Consider the following 26,218-nt stretch of genomic DNA (forward strand, 5'->3'; position numbering starts at 1 on the left):
ATATTTCAGTCAAACTATTTTTAAAAGTAAAAAATACAGTATTACGCATTATTTTTCGTAAAAATGTCAATTTCAAGGTTTTTAAAGATTTTTCCCAGAAAACTCTCAGGAAACTCCTGAATACTCCCCCAACCAGCCGCAAAACCGTTGCAATATAGCCACTCCCACGCGACACGCCAACAACCCACTTTTACATAACACGCGCGGCAGTTCCTCTACGTTCATACAAAAGCAATACTGCTTCTTGGCCTATAGCCCAGCAAATAAAAAAATCGGACGACGCATAAATGCATCGCCCGCAAAACTTTCGTTTTCAAATCGTATCTAATAAATTACTATGATGGCTGTACATTATATACAATCTCTTTACAAAAAGCATACATCTGTTGCACTGATGTAGACGACTTATACAAGTCCCTATTAGTAATCATCCTACCGTCAAACAATTCCTTGATTTCCTGTAAACAATGATTCTTCAAATCCTCACTTTTTATAACATCATCCACCGCAATAAGCAGCGAAATAAAATCTTGCACACAGTTATTTTTTAATCGGTTTTGAATAGTCCTTTTTCTTATATCAGGCAATAATTCAACAAGTCTAGAAGCTAAATAACTATTGTAAAAACCATCTTTATTCGTTAAATCATGAATAACACAATTGCTATGAGCGGCAGCATTTCGTATATTCCTTATGCTATCCAACAATGTACAATTAAATTCATTATATTCATACTTTGAACAGTAATACTTATAAAAATTAACAAATTCTCCAAATGGAATCACTTCCAGAAAAACATATATAGGATACTTGGGGTGAGTATATTTACCCAATATAGTCTTTACATACGCAGTAGAACGTCTGTTATTAAGCTCTGTTATAATGCGTGGATACTTTGCGATATATTCACTTACTATACTGAATTCATCAATATTTTTTTCTTGTATATTTTTTAATATATTAACTTTTAAAGAATGTTCCACGCTAAGACTTGCACTAATAATCCAACGTCGTAAATACATATCAATAGTAGATAAATCTTTTAGAGCCATAAAATCAAGACCCACATATTTACCATTATGCTTATGAAAATTGGTTTTATAGGCAGTGACCTTAACATAATAATTATGCTCATTCAAAAATGAAATAGCATCCTTAATTGTACATTTTTGAAAAGTAACACCCTTACCTTTTAGCTTATCTATAAGTTGCTCTGTCTGTAACATGAAACACCACCTATCCATAAGCAAAATAATCTAAATAACTAAGAAAACTATTTATTTTCCTTTAATGATTCAAGTATAAGAAAGAATAGGAAAAGCAAAAAGAGTAAGTGCCTAAGTAGATAGGTAGGTAAGCAGGTAAGTAAATAAGTACGTAAATACAAAGAAAAGGGCTCGGAGAATAAGTACCAAATAAAAGCACTAAACCCAAGCCCTTAATAAACTGGCCTATCTCCCTAAAAATAAACCAGCCTTACACTCAACAGTCCCACTCACAAACCATACCACAATCCCACTGTCAAGAAAGAGATCTGGCAAAACAGTAAAATTATGAAACAGCCTACAAGCAACTCGCCGCAAAACACTGAACAGTATTTACGGCACGTTGAGTGAAAGATTTAACAAGTGAGCGCACCATACTTACATACAGCACGCTCACAAATCATTAAACAATCAACACACTTAATGTGCTAACAGCTTAGTGACGAATCTTGCGAAGAGCAGCACCCATGCCAGCAAGCACGGAAGCAGCAACAGCAGCCAAAGCTACAGCAGCACCGGTCTTAGCCAATGGAGCAGCAGCAACTGGGGTCTTAGCAGCAGCCTTCTTATCAGCCTTCTTATCAGACTTCTTAACATCAGCCTTCTTGCCACCAAGATTGTTCAAGAACTTAGCAAAGCGTTCCTTACTTTCCTTGTAAGCCTTCTCAGCTTTAGCAAGCTCATCCTTGGCTTCCTTCTCATTCTTAGTAGCAGCAGAAATACTATCTAAGAATGGAACATTAGTGTAGTAAGCCTTACGCAAAGCAGCAGCAGCTTCATGTTCACCTTCAGCGTCAAGATAATCAGCCTGAGCCAACATATCAGCCCACTTAGCCTTCAAAGCATTCAAAGCAGCAGTAGCTTCATTAGCCTTGGACCTAGCTGCTGAAACCTCTGCAGCACCACGACCATTCAAGGTGCCCAAAGAACCATTTACAATGTCTCCCTTTTCGGAACCGTTAAGGAAGTTGTCAAAAGCCTTGGACTTATCGAGATTATCTAAAACTGCCTTATTTTCCTTAGCTTTGTTCTCTTCAACTTTTTTAGCCAACTCAGCTGCATCAGCCTTTTCCTGCTTCTTAGCATTCTCAATGGCTGTTTGAGGTAAATTCGCACTATCAGCCATTGCTGGTGCAGCAAAAGCGAAACCGGAGAGGAGGGTGGCGCCAGCAGCGAATGCGGCGATAGCCTTCTTATTCAACATAATATTTTTCCTTTCTTCTTCTCCTTCGTGCTAGGTACACGAAGAAAAATTTGCTGTGTAACTCCAACCGGAGCCACACACGCCCGTCAAACTAGGACTGACCGGCGTTTGCTATTAACATACCCCCCCCCGTTCGAAAAAGTCAAGAGCCAACACACAACTCATTAACAAAAAACATTCATATTTTTATAAAAATATTTCAGTCAAACTATTTTCAAGAATAAAAATACAGTATTATGCGTTATTTTTCGTAAAAATGTCAATTTCAAGGTTTTTAAAGATTTTTCTCAGAAAACTCTCAGGAAACTCTTGAATACTCCCCCAACCAGCCGCAAAACCGTTGCAATATAGCCACTCTTGTGCGACACGCCGACAACCCGCTTCTCGCGTATCGCACGCGGCAAAAACTTTACAGCGGTGTAAATAAAAGGTCGTTTGCGTGCGAAATAGCGGCAAAAACTTTACGCGCGAGTAAAGAAAAGGTTGGGACGCAACAAAAAAGGCGGCAGGAATAATCCTACCGCCTAATTTTTACTATGCACACACGCATAAAACTGCGTTACGCGCAAAGCAACAAAAAGTTAGAACTACTTAAGTTCAACGGAAGCGCCAGCCTCTTCGAGGGCAGCCTTAGCCTTCTCAGCATCTTCCTTCTTAGCCTTCTCGAGAACAGCCTTTGGAGCGCCGTCCACGAGAGCCTTAGCTTCAGCCAAGCCGAGGCTGGTCAAAGCACGCACAGCCTTGATGACTGCAATCTTCTTATCGCCAGCAGCGGTGAGAACGACGTCAAACTCGTCCTTCTCTTCCTCAGCAGCACCAGCAGCAGCTGGAGCAGCAGCAACAGCGGCTACAGGAGCAGCAGCTTCGACATCAAACTTATCTTCGAATGCCTTGACGAACTCAGAGAGCTCAACGAGGGTCATTTCACCGAAAGCTTCAAGAAGCTCTTCGTTAGTGAGCTTAGCCATAATTGGCTTCCTTTCTTACTTGGCCGGGCATACTTTATGCCTTACGACCATAACATTTTTATATTTGGTTGGTCTCATGCAGCAAGCTGCAAGGGAATCAAGCGGCCTTTTCCTGCTTCTCGCGCAAAGCGTCGATTGTACGAACTGCCTTGGTTGGCAATGCGTTGAACAGGCAAGCGGCCTTGGACATGGTGCCCTTGAGCGCGCCGGCCATTTCGGAAAGCAACTGTGGGCGCGACTTCAAGTCGGCGAGCTGCTTTGCACCTTCGGCATCGTAAACGGTTCCATCTGCGAAACCGCCCTTAATGACGAGGGCTTTATTCTCTTTGGCAAAATCACGCAAGGTCTTAGCAGCCTCAATGAAATCACCCTTAACGAAGGTGACTGCAGTTGGGCCGGCGAGAAGCTCGTCGAGACCTTCAATGCCCGCTTCCTTAGCAGCAATACGAGCAAGCGTGTTCTTAGCCACAGAGTAGGAAGTATCGCGGCCTAGCTTTTCGCGCAGAGTAGAAATCTGCGGAACGGTAAGCCCGCGGTACTCGGTGAGGTAGATAGCGTCTGCATTACGGAAAAGTTCCGTAAGCTCGGCAACTACCGCTTCCTTTTCGGGCCTCTTCATGGCGTTCCTTCCTAAATTGGCCGTAGGTGAAAGAAACGCATCAAGCTTAATTAAACAGGGCAATAAAAAAGCCCTGCGCACTGGCAGAGCAACATAAGAAGCACTAAAGCGTGCTAAATTTTCGACTCATAACGAGATCCGCTATAAATCCTCGCTCAACCTGTGCTGGCATGACACATCAATTTCAGGAATCTCGCGATCCCACCAACGGTCTGTGGTTTACGTTGGGTAATTTTAATACGCTGTTAGGACAATGTCAAGAGAAATATTATAGAAATAAAAAAGAGGGCATGTAATTTACATACCCTCTAATTTTTTAATTTTTACTTTTATATTTTTTGTTTCACAAGTTCACTACTTGTAAAATGCACCCTTACATTAAATGCACATTTACAGCACAGCATTAGCAACAAAATCAAGTAAGAACAGCAAAGAAACAATCCAAAGCATTGGATGAACTTCTTTAGCACGCTTCTTGCAAGTCATCACCAAGCAGTACATGATAAAGCCGGCGGCGATACCATAAGAAATGTTGTAAGAGAATGCCATGAACACTGCAGCGAAGAATGCAGGAATTGCCTCAGAAATATCATCCCAAGCAATTTCCTTCAAAGAGCTTGCCATCATGCAACCAACAACCACAAGCACACCGGCAGTTGCAGCAGCAGGAACAGCGGAAACTACAGGAGCAAGCACTATAGAAAGCGCGAAGCAAATAGACACAACTACGGAAGTCAAACCAGTACGACCACCAGCACCAATACCTGCAGCAGACTCTACATAAGTAGTGGTATTAGAAGTACCGAAAATTGCACCAACAGAAGTTGCGATGGAATCAGCGAACAAAGCGCGATCCATCTTGGAACTAAAGCCGGAGCCGTTTTCAAGAGCTTTTTCGTCAGCCTCAGAGAAGATACCTGTACGACGACCAGTGCCAATGAAGGTACCCAAGGTGTCGAAAGTATCAGACATTGAGAATGCAAAAATCGTTATCAAAACAAGCGGAACACGCGAAGGGTCTGCAAACAGCGTTGAGAAGCCTTTGTCACTAAATATTGCGCAGAAAGTAGTTGGCAAATTATTAAAAGCTTCTGAAACTGAAACAGAATTGCTCATGATTGTAAGTCCCATTGGAATACCGATTAATGCAGTAACAACAATGGAAATAAGCAAAGATCCACGAACATTCAACACAGTAAGCACGATTGCCAAAAGCAATCCAATGAGGAACAACCACAATACTGGGTTCTTTAAAACAGCAAGACCTGGAATTGCAGGAGCTGCACCAAAATGAGACGCAACTTTTGCAGCTTTGTCATCCTTTGGAGTGAACTTAATCAAATCAACGTTCACCATGCCAACATAAGCCACAAATAAACCAATGCCACCGCCGATTGCGTGTTGTAACGAAGTCGGGATGGCACGAATAATCATTTTACGAATTTTAGTAACGGTAATAATAATGTTAATTAAACCGCATAAGAACACCATGCACATTGCATGCTGCCAACTAAAGCCTAAGCCTTTTACGACTGTGAACGTAAAGAATGCATTTAAGCCCATACCAGCAGCCTGAGCATAAGGCACGTTAGCAAATAAGCCCATAACAAGCGTGCCAATAATAGCAGCAATAATTGTTGCTAAGAACACGCCACCCCATGGCATACCAGTTTCTTTTAATACATTTGGATTTACGATGATAATGTACGACATTGCGAAGAATGTAGTGAGACCTGCAGTGATCTCCGTTGATACATTCGTGCCGTTTTCTTTGAGATGGAAGAACTTTTCCATAAACTCTCTGTTCCTTGGTTTACAAGCGCAAAAGACCAGAAAAGCGCGGCGAAAGCACTTGAGCAATCGCGTACGCAATTACATTTGGGCATTCACGCAGAGGTTACTGCGACTCGTCGAATGAACGAAGGCATCACAAAATCTCACATAAAATTATGAAAATTGCGAAACCTTTGAACAACCGAACAGCTCTGACCTTACGCGCACGTGCTGACCAAGGAAATACACCGAAATCAAAAAAGTATATAACAAATCAGCCAAAACGACCGGAAATATAACGCTCAGCTTCAGCATTGCGCGGATTGTTGAACATAGTAGTTGTGTCTGCAAAGTATTCCAGATGACCAGGCTTACCGACAGCCTTCAAATTAAAGAATGCAGTGTAGTCCGCAACACGCGCAGCCTGTTGCATATTATGCGTCACGATCACAATCGTGTAATCGTTTTTAAGCTCATTAATCAAATCTTCTACAGCCAACGTAGAAATAGGGTCAAGAGCTGAGCAAGGCTCATCCATAAGTAAAACTTGCGGATGCACAGCCACAGCCCTAGCAATGCAAAGTCGCTGCTGCTGACCGCCAGAAAGACCAATACCCGGCTTATCTAAGCGATCCTTAACTTCATTCCACAAGTTCGCGCCTCGCAAAGCCCACTCAACTAAATCGTCAGCATCACTCTTAGCAATTTTACGATTATTCAAACGAACTCCAGCAAGCACGTTTTCGCGAATAGACATTGTTGGGAAAGGATTTGGGCGCTGGAAAACCATGCCAACATCGCGGCGGACAGCCACAGGATCCACATCTTTGCCATATAAATCGCGGCCTTCAAGAAGCACCTGTCCTTCTACTCGCGCGCCCGGAGTGATTTCGTGCATGCGGTCTAAGGTGCGCAAAACTGTTGATTTTCCACATCCGGAAGGTCCGATAAAAGCCGTCACTTTATTTGGCTCAATATTAATATTCACATCTTCTACAGCAAGAAAATCGCCATAATAAATATTCAGATGCTTCACATCAATTCGCTGACCCATTTTATGCTCACTTTCTAAAAATTTAATTCGTTTTGCTTTGCTTTATTTCGCTTCGCTTTGCTTTACTTTATTTCGCTTTATCTCGCCTTTACAGAAAACACTCGAGCTACAACTCGCCCCAAAATATTTAGCAACAACACCAACACAATAAGCGTTAAAGCTGCAGCCCACGAGCGCTCCATCGGAATTGACGTTACACAAGAAGCCGGCGCGTTAGCAGGGCAATTCGCAGAAAGCTTGGAATACTCCTGGTAAACATACACCGGCAAAGTCGTCATTTGCCCGTCAAATAAATTGAGATTCGTTGAAGCAATAAAGCCTGAAGCCATAAGAAGTGGCGCAGTTTCACCAATAACGCGCGCAACCGCAAGAATACAGCCAGACACAATTCCCGGAAGAGCAGTGCGCAAAACGATTTTTGTAATTGTGCGCTGCTGAGTAACTCCCAAAGCAAGAGACGCCTCGCGCAAATCGTTAGGCACGATTTTTAGCATTTCTTGAGAAGACTTCACAACTGTTGGAATCATAAGAAGAGAAAGAGCCACAGATCCTTCAAAACCATTGATTGTACCTGGGCCAGCAAGAAAAGCAAACATTGAAAACGCAAACAAGCCAGCAACAATAGACGGAATACCACTCATAACGTCAACAAGCAGATTAATTATGCGCGAAATTTTGTTTCCGCGAGAATACTCAACCAAATAAACAGCACACATTAAACCAATCGGAATTGAAATAACCATAGCTCCTAGCGTTATTTCAAGAGTTCCAATAATCGCGTGCAAAATTCCGCCATAACCGCCAGTTCCAGTAGCATTTCCGCCCACAACATAAGTCATGTTATGAGTGAGAAAATCAAAATTCAAGCGCTTAATACCATTAATAATGGTTGTTAAAAGCAAAGAAATAAGCGGAATAAGTGCCACAACAAAAGATAAGAAAATCAGCACGCGCATAAGCATGTCTTTACGTTTGCGCGCAGCTATGTGTGAGCGAGTTGGGCGGAATTTGTTGAAGTCAATAACCGGAGCTGCGGAATTTTCTGCGGAATTCTCAACAGAACTTTCGACAGACTTTTCGGCAAAAGTATTCTCGCTAAGCACTTCAATATTATTAATTTGATTCCCCATTTATGCGCCCGCCTTTCCTGTGATTTTGCGAGCAATAAAGTTGACTGCAAAAGAAATAACGAACAAAACTAAGCCGGTTGCAATAAGCGCACTTACGCCAAGTCCGTTTGCTTCCGGATACTGCGCTGCAATATTTGCTGCGATAGTTTGATTTTGAGAAGCCTTGAGAATATTGATACCAAAAGTAAATCCAGGAGACAAAATCATCAAAACTGCCATCGTTTCGCCTAAAGCACGACCCAACCCAAGCATAGAAGCCGACACAATACCAGACTTTGCAAACGGCAGAACCGCTAATCTAATCATCTCCCACTTTGTAGCGCCAAGCGCAAGCGCACCTTCTTGCTGCAAACGCGGAGCCTGCTGGAAAATATCGCGAGCCATAGAAGTAATAATCGGCAAAATCATCACAGCCAAAACTAATGCAACTGTAGCAGCAGAACGAGAAGGATTAGCCGCCGGACCAGAAAATAACGGAATCCAGCCAAAAAGTTTAGAAACCCAATCCCAGAAAGGATACATAGCTGGAACCAAAACCAATCCGCCCCACAAACCATAGATTACGGATGGAATTGCCGCAAGCAAATCAATTACTCCACTGAAAAGCGGAACAATTTTTTTAGGTGCATAATAAGAAATAAATAGAGCAATACCAATTGCCACAAAAAATGCGAACAGCAGCGCGAGCGCAGACATAAGCACTGTGCCAAAAATAAGCGGAGACACATAGCTTATAAAATCATGTGCCTTACCACCAGTAAAATCAGCAAACACATGACTTACTTGATCGTGATTTCCACTTATTAAAGGCAAAGCACAAAACAGCAGAAATACTGCAACTGCCGTAAGAACAAGCAAAATTAGCATGCCGCAGCCTGCAGCCACGCCTTTAAAAAGACGGTCTGCAAGATGAGTGCCAACATAATTTTTTCTATTGCTCTCAGAAATTTTAGCAGTTTCGTTTGCACTATTCGCGACTGCTTTCGCATTTTTCGTAGAACTCAATCATTCTCCTTTATAACCGATACGTTCATAATATCAGTTTGTAAAGTTTTTATTTTCCTGTTTTAACAGACTTAATCGATGCGTTAATTTTGCTTACCAAATTTTGTGGAAGTGGAGCTGTTCCAGCAGCAGAAGAAGCAGCATTCTGCCCTTCCGCGCTAGTTACGTAGCTCAGCCAAGACTTCACAAATCGAGCAGTTCCTGCATCTTTATAAACCGGGCAAGCAATATCGTAAGAAACTAACACAATTGGATAAGCGCCCTTAGATTGCGTATTGTGATTAATTTTCATAACAACGCGATTAGGATATTTTTCAGAAGCGTCTGCGTCAATTTCAGAATCAGCTAAAGTTTTAGAAGCAGCTTCCGGAGAAATCTCATTGTAAGTATCCCCCACCTTCACCGCAACAGTACCGAGCTTACCGACCTGTGAAAAATCAGCGTAACCAATCGCACCATTCGCCATGCGAATAGTAGATACAACGCCCGAAGTGCCCTTTGCACCTTGACCGACGCTATTTGGCCAGTTTTCGCTAAGATCGTGCGACCAATCGTCTGGAGCCGCATCCTTCACATAGCTTAAGAAATTCTGCGTTGTGCCAGACTTATCGGAGCGGTGAACAACAGTAATCGGGGTGTCTGGAAGCTTTAGCTTAGGATTCTGCTTCTTGATATCGTCATCATTCCAGCGCGTAATTTTTCCGTCGAAAATTTTAGCAATCGTCGAAGCGTCCAAATTAATATGCTTGCCAGCATCAGAAACACCTTTAAGGTTGAAAATAATCGCAATTGGTGAAACATACACAGGCACGTCGAAAGCCGTAGTTCCATGAGCACAAACCGACTTAGACTTTTCAACTTCGTCGTTACTCAACGCTTTGTCTGAACCAGCCCAAGCCGTGGCTCCTGTCATAAAAGTGGTAACACCAGCACCAGAGCCGGTTGGATTGTAGGCAATTTTTGCACCCGGATTTTTAGATTGGAATCCTGCAATCCACGCTTCCATTGCAACCTGCTGGGAAGAAGCACCCGAGCCTTGGAAATTGCCGGAAATTTTTGCATTCTGCGCTCCGGTTGCGTTGTTGCTGCCCGCTGGACTATTGTCGCCGCAAGCAGCGCAAGTTGCGCACAAGCCGAAAGTGAGCGCCGCAGCAGCAATACTACGGAACTTAAGTGCGCTTTTATTCATATTAAATTTATTCATATTTGACTTATTCATATCGTTACGCATATTCTTCTTTCCTTTCGCGAAGAATTGCCTTGCGCCCCACCACATTTTCGCGTTCCTATAGCCGTATTGCGAATTGGGCGCATTTTCTTAATTAATCCCTATCTTTTTTTATTAACGCAACCATCGTAAACAGGTGGGTAAAACCTCACCGGCAAAAATAAAGTGGGTATCAAAAACGGCGGTATTTGGCGTTATATTTGACGCGACCTAAGCAAAATGAAGGTCGGCGACTACATCGGCGTGTCGAAATGTCACAAATTGCGAATTATATTTACAGTAATTTTTGCAGCAGTGTCCGCGTATTCGGAAATATCGAAAGCGCGGAAAGTTTCGTATTCAGTGTCTGCATTATCACTCATTGCGCGCACAATAAGCGCAGGAACGTCATTACGAGCAGCAACATGCAAGACAGCAGCACCTTCCATTTCAACTGCATCTGCTTTAGTAGCTGCAATTACTTCCGCAACTTTTTCTTGCGAATCAACAAAATATCCGCCGGACGCAATCGTTCCAGCAATATGCGTGATTTTCATGTCAGTTAATACATTGCTAGCTACTTTAAGCAAGTAATCATCCGAATGAAATTCGCTTGCAAACGGCTTCCACTGACCGATTAGACGCATATCAGTATCGAGATATTTTACAGTCTTTCCAAGAACAACATCGTTCGTATGCAAATTTTTATTAAGATTTCCTGCAATTCCAGAAAAAATTACAGCTTGAGGATTGTATGTGTCAATAAGATACTGCACAGTTGCAGCAGCATTTACTAAGCCCATTCCGCCAACCGTAGCTGCAACTTCGATTTTACTGCCATTCGCCGAGTCAAGAGTGCCGCAAGATACATCAAGACTTGCAGACTTATCGTGAGTCACGTTTTCAAGCGCGCTAGCAATATGTGCAACTTCTTCCTCTAAAGCACCGACAACAGCGACTTTCGTAATTTTCTCAGTACTAGGCATTAGCAGAATCATCCTTTTTTACTTCGCTACTTACGCATTTATCGTTATTCTTAACCAAAAACACGCATACTAAAGTCATAATAACAAAAGTCAAAGTCGCAATCTTCAGCAATGCTCCGCACGTAAAATCAAACCAAGGATTCACAACAGGAACATTGAAAAACGCAATAATTTGATCCTGCAAAGCAAGAAAAGCAAAAAATCCAGCTATAAGAAGCACACAAACTAAAGTACCAACAATGCGACGCCATCCGCTAGCAAAAACAATTAAAGCAATTCCAGTTACAAACGGCATAAAAACGCTAAACCACAAAGCAGAAAACGTAACAAGCGTATACCCAGCGCTATGCGTGCCACGATACCATGCAAGAGCCAACAAAAGCACACCGTTGTAAATCAAAGCTAACAATATATAACGCACCACCGGTAATGCTTTACACATAAAACCTTTATTCGCTTTATTAGCTTTATTCAAGTCTTTGTTATACATTTCAACACACTCCCTTGTACGCAAAATATAATGCAAAAATAGGCGGCAAATACAGTAAGGAATATAAGCCAAGTAGAAATTAATTGAGATTATCTTACTACAATCTCTAATCTCTAAGCTCTACGGCGAGTTGCTACAGATTTAGCTAAAATTCTTAGCAAATTGGCAGTATCTTCCCAAGAAATGCAACGATCTGTAATAGACTTGCCGTATTCAAGCTCGCTAAGAGGAGCAGGATCTTGATTGCCACCCTGCAAGAAGCTCTCCATCATAACGCCCTTAATACCCTGCTCGCCATCAGCCAAACGATCTGCAATCTCACGCACAACCTCAATCTGGCGACGCTCATCCTTGCCAGAATTACCATGCGAACAATCCACAACCACGCCGTTAGAAGCCATACAACCAGTGCCCAAGCGCAAACGAATCGAAGCAACAGCAGAAGCAACCGACGCAGCATCATAATTAGGACCTTTACTAGAACCGCGCAAAACCACGTGACAATCAGGGTTGCCAAGAGTCTGCACAGCACAAGCGCGACCAAGATGATCAATACCAAAGAACGTATGATGCTGGCTCGCAGCTAAGCAGCCATTTACAGCCGCAGAAACGGAACCATCCGTAGCATTCTTAAAACCAACCGGCATAGAAAGACCACTAGCAAGCTGACGATGAATCTGAGACTCCGTATTACGCGCACCAATCGCGCCCCAACTCACAGCATCCGCAATAAACTGAGGGCTAGTCGGCTCCAAAAATTCAGTAGCAGCAGCCAAACCAGCATCCAACACGCCGAGCAAAGTCTTACGCGCAAGCAACAAACCCTTATGAATATCATGCGTTCCATCAATATCCGGGTCGTTAATCAAACCTTTCCAGCCAAGAGCTGTGCGCGGCTTTTCAAAATACACGCGCATAACAATAAGAAGCTCATCTTCGAGCTCCGAACGCAACTTAGCCAAACGATTCGCATAATCAAGAGCAGCCTTAGGATCATGCACAGAACACGGGCCCACAATAACAAGAAGGCGATCGTCGTCGCCATTCAAACAGCCACGAATCTCATCACGCGACTGCGCAACAATATCCTGCGCATACGACGACAATGGCAACTCGCCAAGCACCTGAGCAGGAGTCGGCAGCGGCTCCAGCTCAAGCACGCGGCGGTTAATAATGCGATCCACACCAACCTGGTCCTCCCAGCGCTGGAACTTCGCAGAGTTAAGAGGGTTGCGCCCCTCCTCAACCTCCTTCTTTACCGCGCGAGAAGTACGCTGCTCAGCTGCAGAAGACATTTGTCACCATCCTATAAAACAAAACGCGCACCGCCGCGCTTGCGCAAAGAGTTAACCTAACTGTGGGGTCGGTGTACGCATCTTGAAATAAAGATGCGTACACCGCCGAGCTTGCGTTGAAAGCACAACCACATTTGATGTGGTCGGTGCTTGCATCTTGAATAAAGATGCAAGCACCGCCGCGCTCACGCGAAAAGCACACTGTGCTTTTCGCAATAGTGAGCGCGGCGCTTTGGAGTAGCTTAAGCGCCCAATGCGCTTAAGCTAAGCCAAAGCGCCCATTGGATCCCACGCCGGCAAAACAATTGCTGGTTCTTCTAGGGCTTTGCGATATTCTTCCGGAAGCAGATTCTTCGGCACTGCAACTTCGTACACATACTCAGTAAACCAGTCGTCACTCATCGTAAAGTAACCCTTATCTGCAATATCAGTGCCCCAAGAGTTCTCTACGCGCCAACGGCGAGTAGTCGTACCATCATCAGCAACATCAACACCAGCAAAAGCCATAGCGTGATTCATCGCAGAATCAGCAAAACGCACACGCGCTTCCTTATCCAAATCAAAATCAACGCCATAAACGCGACCATACTCGAACAAATCAGTAGCCCAAGCGCCATTCTCGCGATCCATCATAGGATGACAATCGGCACCAAACCACACTGGAATGCCCTTCTCAACCAAAATCTTACGCACGCAATCCTTCATAAACTGGTTTGGCACGTTCAAATACTCGGTTGCGTCTCCGCCAGCAACATTACCCAAGTGCTCAATAGCAATCTTCTTGCCCTTAGGATGTTCAGCGCGAGGATCGTCAACCAAGCACACATAATCCTCAAGACCAGCATTCACGTACTTCTTCCAGAACTCAACTGGCGTAATCTCACCATCGCGATGGAACTTGCCGTCGCTATCAGTCCACTCCCAATCGAAGCTCTTAGGTGGCTCACCCAAGTGAATTGTCAAAATCCTGTGACCTGCAGCAGTAGCATCCGCAATAATCTCATCAATTTCAGTGGCATTCGCATACATATGAGCAACAGCAGTATGCAAAAGCGCACGCAACTGCGTATTCATAGCACCAGTATTCTTAGAAGAAGCGGTTTCTGGGAACAAATCCTTAGGAACAGCACCATACTTCTTGTAAACGTTCATAGCCATGGTCCACTGACCGCCATCGCCCATAACGTCATGCAACAAATGCTGAATCAAACGAGAATCTGAAGGCTCACCTGCACGCACCAAAGCCGCAACATCCTTCAAGAAGTAGTTAATTCGCTCAAGCTTGTCATAGTACATTGCGTAGTTCTGAGAAAACTCAAATTCCTTCAATCCAAGGGATTTCTTCGCAATGAAACGAGCCACGTTCAACGAGCTAAACAGCCAGCAACGGCCAGAACGATCCTGATGTGTTGCATCTCCGTTATCAACAATGGTAGAAAAACGACGCTGCAATAAGCGCGCACGATCATAATTACGCGCGACTTTATCAATACCAGCAGCAGTCACACCATTCATAGCTAAACGGTTTAAAGGATTTGCGTCAAAATCCTCACGCAAACCTTGTAATTTTTCATCAGTTAGAGCAGTGATTTCAGTCACAATGCTACCTTTCCTGTTAATTATCAATATTTATTTCAAATATTTATTCAAATACCAGCACATTCTAACGTACGATACTTAAGCCAATCTACAAATTTTATAATATTTTCTTTATTGATTATCTGTGTCTTGGTTTTCTTGAGACTCGTTAGCTTCACTAGCTTCCTCAGATTCAGCCAACGCAGCTTGAACATCTCGCTGAGCCTGCTTCGCATCCGCAGAAGATTGAGCATTCGCCGAATCCTCATTATCGTCAGAAGCTTGCGCAACTTGTTGGTTTTGTTGAGCATCTCCAAAATCAAATCCAGAGAAAGCATTCGCAAACAGCGAGCGCAATTCCGTAACTCGCTGCGTAATAGTTGCCTCACGATGCTGCAATTGGGTTAATCGAGTCGTCATGCCATCAAGCTCTTGTTGTGCTGCAGCTCTACGCTCTTCAACCTGAGCAGTCGCCTCCTGCATAGCTTTGCGCACAATATCAGCAGCCTGACTATCCGCAGCCTGATGCGTTTGCGCTGCATATTCGTCAGCTTCTTGATGAACAGTTTTTGCGCGAGCAACCAAAGCATCTGCTTCTTCCTGAGCTGCACTTTCTTTCTCTTTCAAGCCAGAAAGCAAGGCATTGACTTTCTTTGTAGCTTCCTCCTGTTGAGCAGCAATATCTGCGCGAATCTGCTCAACTTCTGCACTAACTTGGCTTAACGTACGCGTACGTTCAACTTGAGCATCATCTGCAATTTCTTGAGCTTTAGCGGCAGCAGCATCCGTAATTTCGCCAGCTTTGCGCTGTGCGTCAGCCATCATCTTCGAAGCGTGTTCGCGCATATCAGCAAGCTTTTTATTTGCTTCAGCGAGAGCAGATTCAATCTGATCGTTTGTTTCAGCCTTAGCACGCGCAATCTCTTCGTTTGCAGCCGCACGCTGCTCAGCAATTTTTTGAGCAGCTTCCGACTTAAGTTGCGAAATACTGCTTTCTTGTTGCGCGCGCTCTGAAGCCATACGCTTTGTATGTTCTTCTTGAGCGTTTTGTAAAGCTAATTCTGCAGCGTCTTTTTGAGCTTGCACATCTTTAGCAGTAGTATCGCGCAAACGTGCAGAATCTTCTTGCGCAGCTTGCATAAGTTGTGTCGACTTTTGCGTGGCATTGGAAAGCATTGTGTCTGCTTTAGTTTGTGCTTCTTGCATTAAATGTGCAGCATCCAGCTTTGCATTGTTCAGCAAAGTTCCGGCTTGTGCTTGTGCATTCTTTTTAATTGATGCAGCATCTTGCTTAGCGCGCTCAAGCAATTGAGAACTAGTTTGCTCTGCAGATGCCAGCAATTGTTGCGCATTTGCACCTAAAGACGCAAAAGTATTTCCGCTTTTGGCACGTTTTACATTATTTTTTTCTTCTTGCAATTGCGCTTGTAATTGCAAAATTGATTCATCGCTTGAACGCACTTGTTCACGCAGACGAGAAATAGTACGCTCATAGTTTGCAAATGCTTCATTTACCTTGTCTTTATCGTACCCACGCAACGCGGTTGGGAATAAATCAGCCACCATAATATTCCTTTCACAAGCCCCCACACAGCTGCACAAAACGCTGTGCTACACCATCAGAATCAACGCTATCACTTACAAGCAAAAAACACTCGTGTGTTGCGCACGTTTTTGCTAAGCTCACACAACTGCACTTACTACCTAGCTCAAATACAGTACTGTTTATATAGCATATGTGATTATTTGTCGCGAATTACTAAAGCAAGAAGTCTACCTTCATGCGATTTTCCAGCTAAACTAGCACGTCGATGAGAATACCAGAGTGGATTTTCCAAAGTGCACATTGGGTTTTGCAAATTTTGCAAACGTTCTGGCAAAGATTCACCTTCCCCATCTACTTCGCAAATCGTACGCAATTCCTCATCTTCAGATAAATATTGCGTTGCAGCTGTAACTCGCGGCAAAGCGTCAACAATATTCGCAACTCCTGCGAGTGCTAAATCAATGCGAGCAGCTTCAGCAATATCAATACCGATTCCACCGAAACGAGTTTTTGTTACAGTTTGCGGGTAACGTTTTTCAAAATCGCGCGCAATACTCTCACCAACTTCGTAGCAATCTCCACAAATACATGGACCGAGCACTGCTGTTATACGAGAACGCTCAGCTCCCTTTTCGCACATTGCTTCGATAACAGCATCAAGCACTCCAGCCATCAATCCTTTTCGCCCACAATGCGCTGCAGCGATTACTCCAGCTTCGTCGTCCGCAAGTAAAACTGGCAAACAATCTGCAGCAAACATTCCTAATGCAAGCGAGCACGCAGTTGAAACTTGCGCATCTGCTTCAATTCTCAATTGCGAATCCGCAAAACCTGTTGCATCAAAGCCGTAAGAAGTATTCCATGAATCTACTACACTATCTGCGTCAAATACTTCTCTGCTATGAACTTGAGCAACAAGCGACAAGTCAGCTTGCAAAGCTTTTTGTAAAGCTGCGCGATTGCTTGCTACAGCCTCCTCACTATCTCCTGCGCGTCCGCCTAAATTAAGTGAAGCAAATGAACCTTCAGAAATTCCACCCAATCTAGTAGTAAAAACTGCATGAGTGTGAGTTCCTAAAGCCACCGGAATAGTCACAGGAATTGGCGTACCGTCCTCATCTTCGTGAGGCAACGGCATACCAGTTACGCTTGTTTCTTGCATTTTATTGTTTTCTTTCAGCCTAAATAAGCCAATTCTTCATTGCTTAATTGCAAATCGGAAGCTTTCAAACTATCTAAAATTGTAGCTGGTCTGTGAGCTCCAGGAATTACGAATATGTGATCGCCTTTAGCTAGCTCCCAAGCCAAAACTACTTGCTGATAGCTTACGCCATGATTTTCTGCAACTTTGCGGAATGGATCGAAAAGATGCTCGTCATAAGGATGACGGAATCCACCAAGAGGACTCCAGCAAACAAAAGCAATTCCAAGCTTTTCACAATATTGCAACGTATCTTCATTCTCTAAATGAACTGGAGAATATTGATTTTGCACTGCTACTAGCTTTTCTCCTAAAATATTGCGTGCAATATCGATTTGCTCTACAGAAGCGTTAGAAATACCGATTTCTCGAGCCACACCTTCGTCAAGCAACTGTTGCATTGCTTCAATAGACTCATTGTATGGAACTTCCGGATCTGGCCTGTGGAAGTAAAGCAAGTCAATAGTGTCAACGCCTAAAGCCATTGCAGACTCTTTAGCGTGACGAATCAAATGCTCTGGCTTACCATCCTTACCCCACGTTGGTCGTCCGTCAGTAAAGTTACGGAAGTGACCGACTTTTGTTGCAACTAAAATAGAAGATTTGTCGCCTTTCCAGCTTTCTAAAGCCTCACGAACAAGCTTTTCACCAGTTTGTTCCTCGCCGCCAGAGCAGTAATATGCCCAAGCTGTGTCAATATGCGTACAACCTGCATCAAGAGCTGCGTGAATTGTCTTAATTCCCATATCGTGACCAAGATTATTTTCTATTGTCAATGGCATTTCGCCAAAACCAATAGCGGTTGTATCAAACGAACCTAATGCGCGATGCATAACCATATTTCACCCCTATTTTGTAAGTTTTATATTTTCCGTAAGTATTTATTATTGCATTACGCTACTTTACGCAGTCACAATATTTTACTACTTTTTATATTTTATTTTATTGCACAGATTACATAAAACATTTAAATAGCTATCTAAAAGAAATGCCTCCAAACGCAAACGCAGCTTGAAGGCATTTCTACGAATATTTATTTTTTACTTAGTATCTAGCAATAATTTTGCTTTAATACTATTTGCGCGATTAATCTTCCTCAAATGGATCAAAATCGCGACGCACGCGGCGACGAGGACGCTCTGCGCGCTCTTCACGAGCCGAACGATACTCGTCATAGTGATCGTCATCAGCTGCATAACGCGGCTTTCGATCAGATACGCGACGATTTTCTGAATCTCGACGATTTGAACGATCTTCACGGTCGTCACGGTCTGCACGCTCTTCACGATCGTCGCGATTTTCGTAACGATCGTCACGATCATCGCGCATGCGGCGACGAGGACGCTCATCAAAATCGTTATCACTGTAACGGTCATCACGATCTGCACGACGGTCGTCGCGACGAGTGCTGCGGTCATCATAACGGTTATCGCGATCCGCGTATCGGTCATTTCGATCCATGCGATCTCGATCGTCACGATCATCGCGCATGCGGCGACGAGGACGCTCTGCACGATCCGCACGATCATGATTATCGCGATCGTCACGGCGAGAACGACGGTAATCGCCACGAGAGTCACGAGAATCGCGATCGTCGCGAGAACCGCGGGAACGATTTTCACGCACTGCTGGAGCAGAAGATTCTTGATCTTCAAAACCTGGAATAGCCAAAGAAATCTTGCCACGCTCATCTACGCTTTGTACGATAACTTCAACATTATCGCCTTCCTTCAGCACATCTTCAACAGTGTCAATGCGCTCACCATTTGCTAAATTGCGAATCTGTGAAATGTGAAGCAAACCGTCAGTTCCAGGAGTCAAATTCACAAAAGCTCCAAAACTTGTGGTCTTAACAACCTTGCCTGTAAAAGTTTCACCAGCTTTTGGCACGCGAGGATTTGCAATAGAATCGATGATTCCCTTAGCTTTCTCAGCAGCTTCGCCGCCTTCAGAAGAAATGTAAACAGTACCGTCATCTTCAATAGCGATTTCAGCACCAGTTTCTTCCTGAATTTGGTTAATCATCTTGCCCTTAGGTCCGATTACTTCACCAATCTTGTCTACAGGAATTGTGGTTGTAATAATGCGTGGAGCAAATGGGCTCATCTCAGCTGGGCAATCAATGCACTCGTTAATAACTTCAAGAATCGTTGTACGAGCTTCATGTGCCTGCTGCAAAGCGGCAGCCAAAATATCAGCTGGAATACCGTCAAGCTTCGTATCGAGCTGCAAAGCAGTGATGAATTCAGAAGTACCAGCAACCTTGAAGTCCATATCACCAAATGCATCTTCTGCACCAAGAATATCAGTCAAAGTCTTAAAGATATGCTTTCCATCAACATCGCCAGAAACTAAGCCCATAGCAATACCAGCAACTGGAGCTTTCAAAGGCACGCCAGCAGCAAGCAAAGAAAGCGTAGAAGCACAAACGGAACCCATAGAAGTAGAACCGTTAGAACCAATAGCTTCAGACACCTGACGAATAGCGTATGGGAACTCTTCGCGTCCAGGCAATACTGGAACCAAAGCCTTCTCAGCTAAAGCACCGTGACCAATTTCACGACGCTTTGGAGAACCAACGCGACCAGTTTCACCAGTGGAGTATGGAGGCATTTCGTAGTTGTGCATATAACGCTTAGTCTGTGGACCAGAAAGCGCATCAACCTGCTGCTCCATCTTCAGCATATTCAAAGTAGTCACACCCAAAATCTGGGTTTCACCACGCTGGAAGAGTGCAGAACCGTGCACGCGAGGCACAACATCAACTTCTGCAGAAAGCGTACGAATATCGCGCAAACCACGACCATCAATACGATAATCTTCAGTCAAAATACGACGGCGAACAATTTGACGCTGCAATTCTTTAAACGCATTGCCGAGTTCCTTTTCCTTTTCGGCTTCGTCCATATCAGTGAATTCTTCAGCGATTGCAGCACGCACGCCTTCTTTAATTTCAGCGATACGATCTTGACGAGGAAGCTTTTCAGCAATAGAAAGAGCTTCATTTAAATCAGCATGAGCAATCTCGTCAATACGAGCATAAAGTTCGTCAGTATATTCTGGGAAGAGTTGGAATTCCTTAGTTTCCTTAGCTGCAATACGCTTCAACTCATTTTGAGCATCGCAAATAACCTTAATAAATGGCTTTGCAGCTTCCAAACCTCCGGCTACAACTTGCTCATCTGGCTTGGTTTGACCATCATTGTAAATCAAATTCCAAGCATTCTTACCAGCACCAGCTTCAATCATTGCAATAGCAACATCGCCATTTTCAATCACACGACCAGCCACAACAATTTCAAATACTGCACGCTCGCGCTCACTCCAACGTGGGAAAGCAACCCACTGGCCATCAATCAAAGCCAAACGAACGCCGGAAACTGGACCCTCAAATGGCAAGCCAGAAATCATAGTAGATGCAGACGCCGCATTCAAAGCAATAACATCGTAAGCATCATCTGGATTAATTGCCAAAATTGTTTCAACAACTTGCACTTCGTTACGTAAAGTGTGTGGGAACAATGGACGCAACGGGCGATCAATAATACGGCATGCCAACGTTGCTTCGTTAGAAGGACGACCTTCACGGCGGAAGAACGAACCTGGAATCTTTCCAGCAGCATACATTTTTTCTTCCACATCAACAGTCAATGGGAAGAAGTCGTAATTTTCCTTCGGGCTAGATCCTGCAGTCGTCGTCGACAAAATCATGGAATCGTCATCCAAATATGCGGCAACAGCACCATCTGCTTGCTGAGCAAGTCGACCAGTTTCAAAGCGTAGCGTACGCTTACCAAATGAACCATTATCAATAACGGCTTCTACAGCCTTAATTTCGGGACCCTCCACGGGTTCCTCCTTTTCTTAACTTACCTAATCAACCAACATGCGTAATAACATTGACGACTTCGCATTATTACCTATATGCGAACATTTGCACTCTTTGCAACACTTGCGTTACGTCAATATTTCGTAGTGTTTTTTGTTTCGGTTACTTCAATCATCCGTATTAAGTTATGCTTCAATTTTCAATTATGTGTTGAATTATTTGTTAATTCTTTTTAGTTATAAATTACTTTTTAATTATAAATTTTAAATATTGCCCACTACACTTTCCCCAAATATTGCGCATGAGTGAACAATTTATACATTTAACAATTAAGCAAAACGTATAAATAATACAAAAGCCCGAGCTTAAGCCCGGGCAATAAGACTATCGACGCAAGCCGAGTCGTTCAATCAAAGAACGATAACGGTTGATATCAACACGCTTCAAGTAATCGAGAAGACGACGACGATCACCAACCATAAGCAACAAACCACGACGAGAATGATGATCGTGCTTGTGCTCCTTCAAGTGCTCAGTAAGGTCAGCAATGCGCTTGCTAAGCAAAGCGACCTGCACTTCTGGGGAACCCGTGTCACCCTCGTGCGTCGCGTATTCGTTGATAATGTTCTTCTTATCTTCAGCCGTTAATGCCACGGCGTCCTCCTTAATATCACTGCGCGGTGCCACAACCTTCTGCTGTAGCGCTCTCAATCCGCGGGCGTTACACGCCAAATATTTATTGTACAACCACTTGCAAACAACTCATTTTCGCAAAATCTAAATATTACATTGCTGTCAAAAAACCACCAAAAATAACCGCTAATATTGCCAAAACCTCAATCGCATAAAACATTATGAACGACGCCCAACTACGCGTAAGAACATTCAAAGCCGAGGTTTTAGGAACAATGACAAGCAAACCAACAAAAATGACAGCAAATACAGCTACTCCAATACCTGCAGAAATAATGCCAAGATTTGCCGCATTCGCTAAACCTGAAGCGTGACCATAAACCACATACGTCGAATACCAAAAGCTTATGTTTAGCATGCATAATCCGGCAATAAGTTGTTCTAAAGCCAGAAAAACAGCAAACATTATCCGCCAAATCCAACGATGAGTGTCAATTAACGCCATAGCAAGACTTGTAAAAGCAGACACTGTGATTACCCACGAAATAAAAACAACACCTTGCGAAGATAATCCAGAGCAATGCGAAATAACCCACGAAGTATGACGAGCTGCCATAGTGCGACCAATCCAATACGGAATAACAATAGCAACAAGCAGAACGCCAAAATAAATCCACCAATTCTTTGGATTAGAATGCTTACGAGAAAAATCAGCAATCGATAGGTCTGTTTCCGGCAAACCAATGTTTAAATATTCGTCAGGAATTTTGCTTTTCGAATCATCATTCTTTTTCGGAACTTCATTAGCATTGATTACGCGAGCAGAACGTTTTCTAGGCTTTAGCGGAGCAAAACTTTGTGGATGTTCACCATCATGCTCATCATTTAACTTCATGCGTTACTTCTCCTGCCAATCTTTAATCGCCAAGCAATTTCTCAAGTTTTAACCATGCAACATTACATTACTAATTATTATTGTATGTTATAACGCAATTAACTGATAGCGTGTGCACAAAAAGTGTCAACCGTTTATGGCGACTGCTAGGCTCAAAATAACAGTTGTTTCGCTTGATTTTTAATTAACAAGCGTCACTAAATACGCAAAATTTATGACAGGACATTATGGGATTTATTCATTTTATTGTTAACCTACTCAAGGATCCACGCTCAGCTATTGCAAGTTGGATTGCAATGGGCACAGCTCCAGCATTAGGCCTTATTTTTCTCATTGTTTTTATTGAAACAGGCGTAGTATTCTTCCCATTCCTCCCAGGAGATTCACTTCTTTTTGCAGCAGGCTTTTTTGCAGCTCCTGACGCTCAAACAGGTCATAGCGCGCTTCCACTTCCACTATTACTTGCCGTAGTGTGGCTAGCCCCAATTATTGGCGATCAGTGCAATTACTTTATTGGTCATTTCTTCGGACGAAAGATTGTAGAATCTGGGAAAGTAAAAGCGCTCACTCCAGAACGAGTTGCAAAAACCGAAAAAATGATTGATAAATGGGGTCCGCTGGCAGTATTCTTGGGTAGATTCTTCCCATTCATACGCACTTTTATGCCGTTTATTTCCGGAATTTCTGGAATGCGTTGGATACGCTTCACACCATTTTCTGTACTAGGCGGTCTCATTTGGTCGTCGCTTTTCACATTTCTTGGATATTTCTTCGGCAAGATTGATTTCGTACAGAAGAATTTTGAATTAGTAATTGTTGCAATTTTGCTTATTTCGCTTGTGCCAACTTTTATTGGTTTATACAAAGCACACAAAGCAAAGAAAACAGCAAAACTTAATAAAGAAAACAAATAAACTAGTATTTTAACTTACGACACTCAAGCACGCTGCACTACAAGAAATGTTGTTTTTATACAAGCTTTGTAGTACAGTGTGCAGAGTTGTCGTAAGATGATTTGTCTTAGACATTGGGGCTATAGCTCAGTTGGTAGAGCGCTTCGTTCGCATCGAAGAGGTCGTGGTTTCGATTACCATTAGCTCCACTAAGCCCACTGCATTCATTCCACCGCAGTGGGCTTTTTATTTTCTTGCACAATGCCTATCAAATCTATCGAAACTATCAAAACCATTAAAACTATTAAAACAGCTTACTTACGTTAATTTTCTTTTTAAAAATAATGCTAATTCCTAATACAGCACAAAGAATTGCTATAATTCCAGCACAAATATAAGCCACAATTCCTATATAATTTACCGAGTTTCGTTTAAAGGAATCAGCATTTTCAAAAGATTTTTCCGATTTTTTCACTTGCGAACGAGCTATCCAATCATCGTTATCGGAGCTATTGTCGGAGCCATCATCTGAACCATCATCAGAACTATCAGTGTCTTTACTCTCGCTATTTTTAGATTTTTTATCTGCTTCAGATTTTTTTACAAGCTTATTTGCAATAGAAACAATTTTTACATTTTTATATTGCAAAATTGTTATATTTCCCGCATAATCTGCAGCTTTTACTAATACGTCATGAGTAAAACCGTCTGGTTTTAGTTTTGTAGATAAAACTGATTTATTCACATCTTTACCGTTCCAAATGCGATTTGTTTTACCATCAACATCGATTGTTACATATTGCAATGCTATGTTATCTTTTGCACTAATACGTAAAGTTTTTCCTTCTTTATTAGTGCGATAAGTAGAATTATTTTGCATATCAAACACTGTTGCGATTGGAGCAAGATTATCTACTGTAAATTGCACGGAAGCTGGTGCAAATTGCAACATTCCTTCTTTTTTGCTAACTGCACTTTCGCTACAAGAATGATTTCCTACTTTGTCTACTGACATAACACGTACACGATAATGAGCATTATCGGCAAAATTCCGTTTGAAAATAGTGTAAGTCAATCGTTGCCAGCCATGATCTATGCGACTGTTTACAGAAAAATCCTGTTTTGACAAAATCTTCTCTACACCGTCTTGCATAACACTAATTTTTGCAGGACTTGCCAATCCGCTAGGATTGAGTTCTTCAATATGAATATCTTTAGCATTTTGCAATTGTTTACGATTCATTGCTTTAGTGGAACTATCTATACTAAATGATGAACCGCTTCTATTTATAGAAAATTGCAACTTACCAGAAATAACATGATCTACTAAATCTTTAGCACTCCACTGAAGTTGATACACATCATCGTCTTGAATTCCATTATAAAAACCTGCGTATTGCACACTTACGCTTTGCGAATCGGCTTTTCTAGGCACAAAAGAACGCAATTCCTTAGCATATCGCATTCTTCTCAGAGAATACGTTACGCTTTCAGGTTTTAACCAACGATCTTTTATAACTAATGTTGGAACTACAGCATGAGAATATGCTCCGCCTTGTTGCACTCCAGTAATAGAAACAGTTGGCGCAAGCGTATCAATAATGAATTTATTACTGATAGAAGAACTCACATTACCTGATAGATCTTCAACACAATAGCGAACATTCCAAGAAGCATCCCCCGAAAAAGAAACATCAGCATACCACATATTTGTATGCACGCCATCGTTTTTAAAGCTTTTAGCTGTAAGTACCATAACCTGTTTACCATCAGCAAAAACTTTCGCAATAGGATAAGAATCATGAAGCAAATACGAGAAAACGAACGAATCATCCTGTATTAATATTCTTGAAGCTCGATTATTACGAAAATATTTGCCTTCATACGATGCGTTGTTATCATAGCTAACACTCAAGCGAGGAGCAATTTTATCAATAACAATATATCGTGAACGCTTGCTATAAGAGTTATCTTTTGTTAAATCTGAGGCATTCAGAACTGAATCAGGAATGCTTAATATTGGCTTACGAGAGCACAATTTGTTGCCAGAAAGTCTATTTTCATTAGAAATATAGTTAGTTTGCTTTGAAACATGAGGATTAGAGTCAACTCCTCCCCATATGCGTTTAGGATGCATTGTTACAGCAGCAAGTCTTATAGAGATATCTTGCAAATCATATATTCCTTCTTTTTGCAATTCAACTCTTACTATTCCTAATACTCGAGGTCGGATCTTATAACGAATATTAACTAGCGACGACACCGCCTCAATCTTAGCTAAATCAGCTTTGGCACTCACTATTTGATATCTTCCAACGCTAACAGTAGCTTTATGCGCGTTCCTAATTTCCGAAGCGTCCAATCCATCAAAAGTTATAAGTAGCGAAGCAGAACGTTTAGTAAACATGTACTCGCCTTGAGTGCGAACAGTTTTCTGTTTTGTCATAACAGAAACATTTGCTATATGCAATCCTTTGGCTGCGTTATAGCTGTTTTTCGCATACGCAATAGAATTAAGTGGCAATAATGCAGCAACTATAGCAACACTAATAAATGCAATAATCCCAATATAGACACCAATGCGAGCGCAACCGCATTTAAGTCGCTTGAAAAAACACATATCCCCCAAATTTCTTTGTTTACACAT

21 protein-coding genes and 1 tRNA gene are annotated in these 26,218 nt (G+C 42.6%); 2 read left to right on the forward strand and 20 right to left on the reverse strand.

Going from position 1 to position 26,218, the window contains the following annotated elements; all coding sequences use genetic code 11:
- Positions 1-335 precede the first annotated feature (335 nt).
- The 19 genes from HXT43_RS05040 to HXT43_RS05130 form a co-directional block, all read right to left on the reverse strand.
- Positions 336-1,226, reverse strand: a complete 891-nt coding sequence (locus tag HXT43_RS05040) for an Abi family protein (RefSeq protein ID WP_415688552.1) — start codon at positions 1,224-1,226, stop codon at positions 336-338.
- 475 nt (positions 1,227-1,701) lie between these two features.
- A complete protein-coding gene (locus HXT43_RS05045; protein ID WP_116442587.1) occupies positions 1,702-2,469 on the reverse strand; it encodes a hypothetical protein in 768 nt (255 codons plus the stop codon).
- Positions 2,470-3,056: 587 nt separating this feature from the next.
- Positions 3,057-3,437, reverse strand: coding sequence for a 50S ribosomal protein L7/L12 (rplL, locus tag HXT43_RS05050; protein WP_004105575.1), 381 nt, complete (start codon positions 3,435-3,437; stop codon positions 3,057-3,059).
- A gap of 97 nt (positions 3,438-3,534) precedes the next feature.
- Positions 3,535-4,056, reverse strand: coding sequence for a 50S ribosomal protein L10 (gene rplJ, locus HXT43_RS05055; protein ID WP_004105577.1), 522 nt, complete (start codon positions 4,054-4,056; stop codon positions 3,535-3,537).
- A gap of 390 nt (positions 4,057-4,446) precedes the next feature.
- Positions 4,447-5,850: an NCS2 family permease gene (locus HXT43_RS05060; protein ID WP_421780947.1), complete on the reverse strand. Its 1,404-nt coding sequence runs from the start codon at positions 5,848-5,850 to the stop codon at positions 4,447-4,449.
- Between the two features lie 253 nt (positions 5,851-6,103).
- Positions 6,104-6,883 (reverse strand): phosphate ABC transporter ATP-binding protein PstB, encoded by a 780-nt coding sequence (gene pstB, locus HXT43_RS05065; protein WP_004105584.1) that lies wholly within the window; start codon positions 6,881-6,883, stop codon positions 6,104-6,106.
- Between the two features lie 77 nt (positions 6,884-6,960).
- Positions 6,961-8,013 carry a phosphate ABC transporter permease PstA gene (pstA, locus tag HXT43_RS05070; RefSeq protein ID WP_174164249.1) on the reverse strand — a complete coding sequence of 351 codons (1,053 nt, stop codon included), beginning with the start codon at positions 8,011-8,013 and terminating at the stop codon, positions 6,961-6,963.
- Positions 8,014-8,961, reverse strand: coding sequence for a phosphate ABC transporter permease subunit PstC (pstC, locus tag HXT43_RS05075; protein ID WP_174164405.1), 948 nt, complete (start codon positions 8,959-8,961; stop codon positions 8,014-8,016). It abuts the gene before it with no gap.
- Between the two features lie 106 nt (positions 8,962-9,067).
- Entirely contained in the window at positions 9,068-10,294 is a 1,227-nt protein-coding gene (gene pstS, locus HXT43_RS05080) for a phosphate ABC transporter substrate-binding protein PstS (protein ID WP_004574113.1), read from the reverse strand.
- A gap of 206 nt (positions 10,295-10,500) precedes the next feature.
- Positions 10,501-11,211, reverse strand: coding sequence for a 5'-methylthioadenosine/S-adenosylhomocysteine nucleosidase (gene mtnN, locus HXT43_RS05085; RefSeq protein ID WP_004105593.1), 711 nt, complete (start codon positions 11,209-11,211; stop codon positions 10,501-10,503).
- On the reverse strand, positions 11,204-11,701 hold the full coding sequence (locus HXT43_RS05090; RefSeq protein ID WP_004105595.1) for a hypothetical protein: 498 nt from the start codon (positions 11,699-11,701) through the stop codon (positions 11,204-11,206). The genes mtnN and HXT43_RS05090 overlap by 8 nt, the downstream gene beginning before the upstream one ends.
- Before the next feature lie 113 nt (positions 11,702-11,814).
- The gene (locus HXT43_RS05095; protein WP_004574114.1) at positions 11,815-12,996 is read right to left on the reverse strand and encodes a 3-deoxy-7-phosphoheptulonate synthase; all 1,182 of its coding nucleotides are present in this window, start codon (positions 12,994-12,996) and stop codon (positions 11,815-11,817) included.
- Between the two features lie 264 nt (positions 12,997-13,260).
- On the reverse strand, positions 13,261-14,595 hold the full coding sequence (locus HXT43_RS05100) for a C1 family peptidase (protein WP_004105599.1): 1,335 nt from the start codon (positions 14,593-14,595) through the stop codon (positions 13,261-13,263).
- Between the two features lie 111 nt (positions 14,596-14,706).
- A complete protein-coding gene (locus HXT43_RS05105; protein WP_004574116.1) occupies positions 14,707-16,140 on the reverse strand; it encodes a hypothetical protein in 1,434 nt (477 codons plus the stop codon).
- Between the two features lie 176 nt (positions 16,141-16,316).
- Complete coding sequence (locus HXT43_RS05110) at positions 16,317-17,282, reverse strand: polyphenol oxidase family protein (RefSeq protein WP_004105603.1); 966 nt, start codon at positions 17,280-17,282, stop codon at positions 16,317-16,319.
- Between the two features lie 14 nt (positions 17,283-17,296).
- Positions 17,297-18,160, reverse strand: a complete 864-nt coding sequence (locus HXT43_RS05115) for an aldo/keto reductase (protein WP_064340693.1) — start codon at positions 18,158-18,160, stop codon at positions 17,297-17,299.
- A gap of 247 nt (positions 18,161-18,407) precedes the next feature.
- Positions 18,408-21,170, reverse strand: coding sequence for a polyribonucleotide nucleotidyltransferase (locus HXT43_RS05120; protein ID WP_064340706.1), 2,763 nt, complete (start codon positions 21,168-21,170; stop codon positions 18,408-18,410).
- Between the two features lie 364 nt (positions 21,171-21,534).
- Positions 21,535-21,804, reverse strand: coding sequence for a 30S ribosomal protein S15 (rpsO, locus tag HXT43_RS05125; RefSeq protein ID WP_004109774.1), 270 nt, complete (start codon positions 21,802-21,804; stop codon positions 21,535-21,537).
- 130 nt (positions 21,805-21,934) lie between these two features.
- Positions 21,935-22,678, reverse strand: coding sequence for a teichoic acid transporter (locus tag HXT43_RS05130; protein WP_101885869.1), 744 nt, complete (start codon positions 22,676-22,678; stop codon positions 21,935-21,937).
- Between the two features lie 227 nt (positions 22,679-22,905).
- Between HXT43_RS05130 and HXT43_RS05135 the strand changes: the two genes are divergently transcribed.
- Together HXT43_RS05135 and HXT43_RS05140 are read left to right on the forward strand one after the other, a co-directional pair.
- Positions 22,906-23,592, forward strand: coding sequence for a DedA family protein (locus HXT43_RS05135; RefSeq protein WP_004105614.1), 687 nt, complete (start codon positions 22,906-22,908; stop codon positions 23,590-23,592).
- A gap of 115 nt (positions 23,593-23,707) precedes the next feature.
- Positions 23,708-23,780: transfer RNA gene (locus HXT43_RS05140), tRNA-Ala, on the forward strand.
- A gap of 95 nt (positions 23,781-23,875) precedes the next feature.
- Here HXT43_RS05140 and HXT43_RS05145 read toward each other — a convergent pair.
- A complete protein-coding gene (locus HXT43_RS05145) occupies positions 23,876-26,218 on the reverse strand; it encodes a hypothetical protein (protein ID WP_174143421.1) in 2,343 nt (780 codons plus the stop codon).

It is taken from the genome of Gardnerella sp. DNF01195 (assembly GCF_049244175.1).
Lineage (GTDB): Bacteria > Actinomycetota > Actinomycetes > Actinomycetales > Bifidobacteriaceae > Bifidobacterium > Bifidobacterium leopoldii.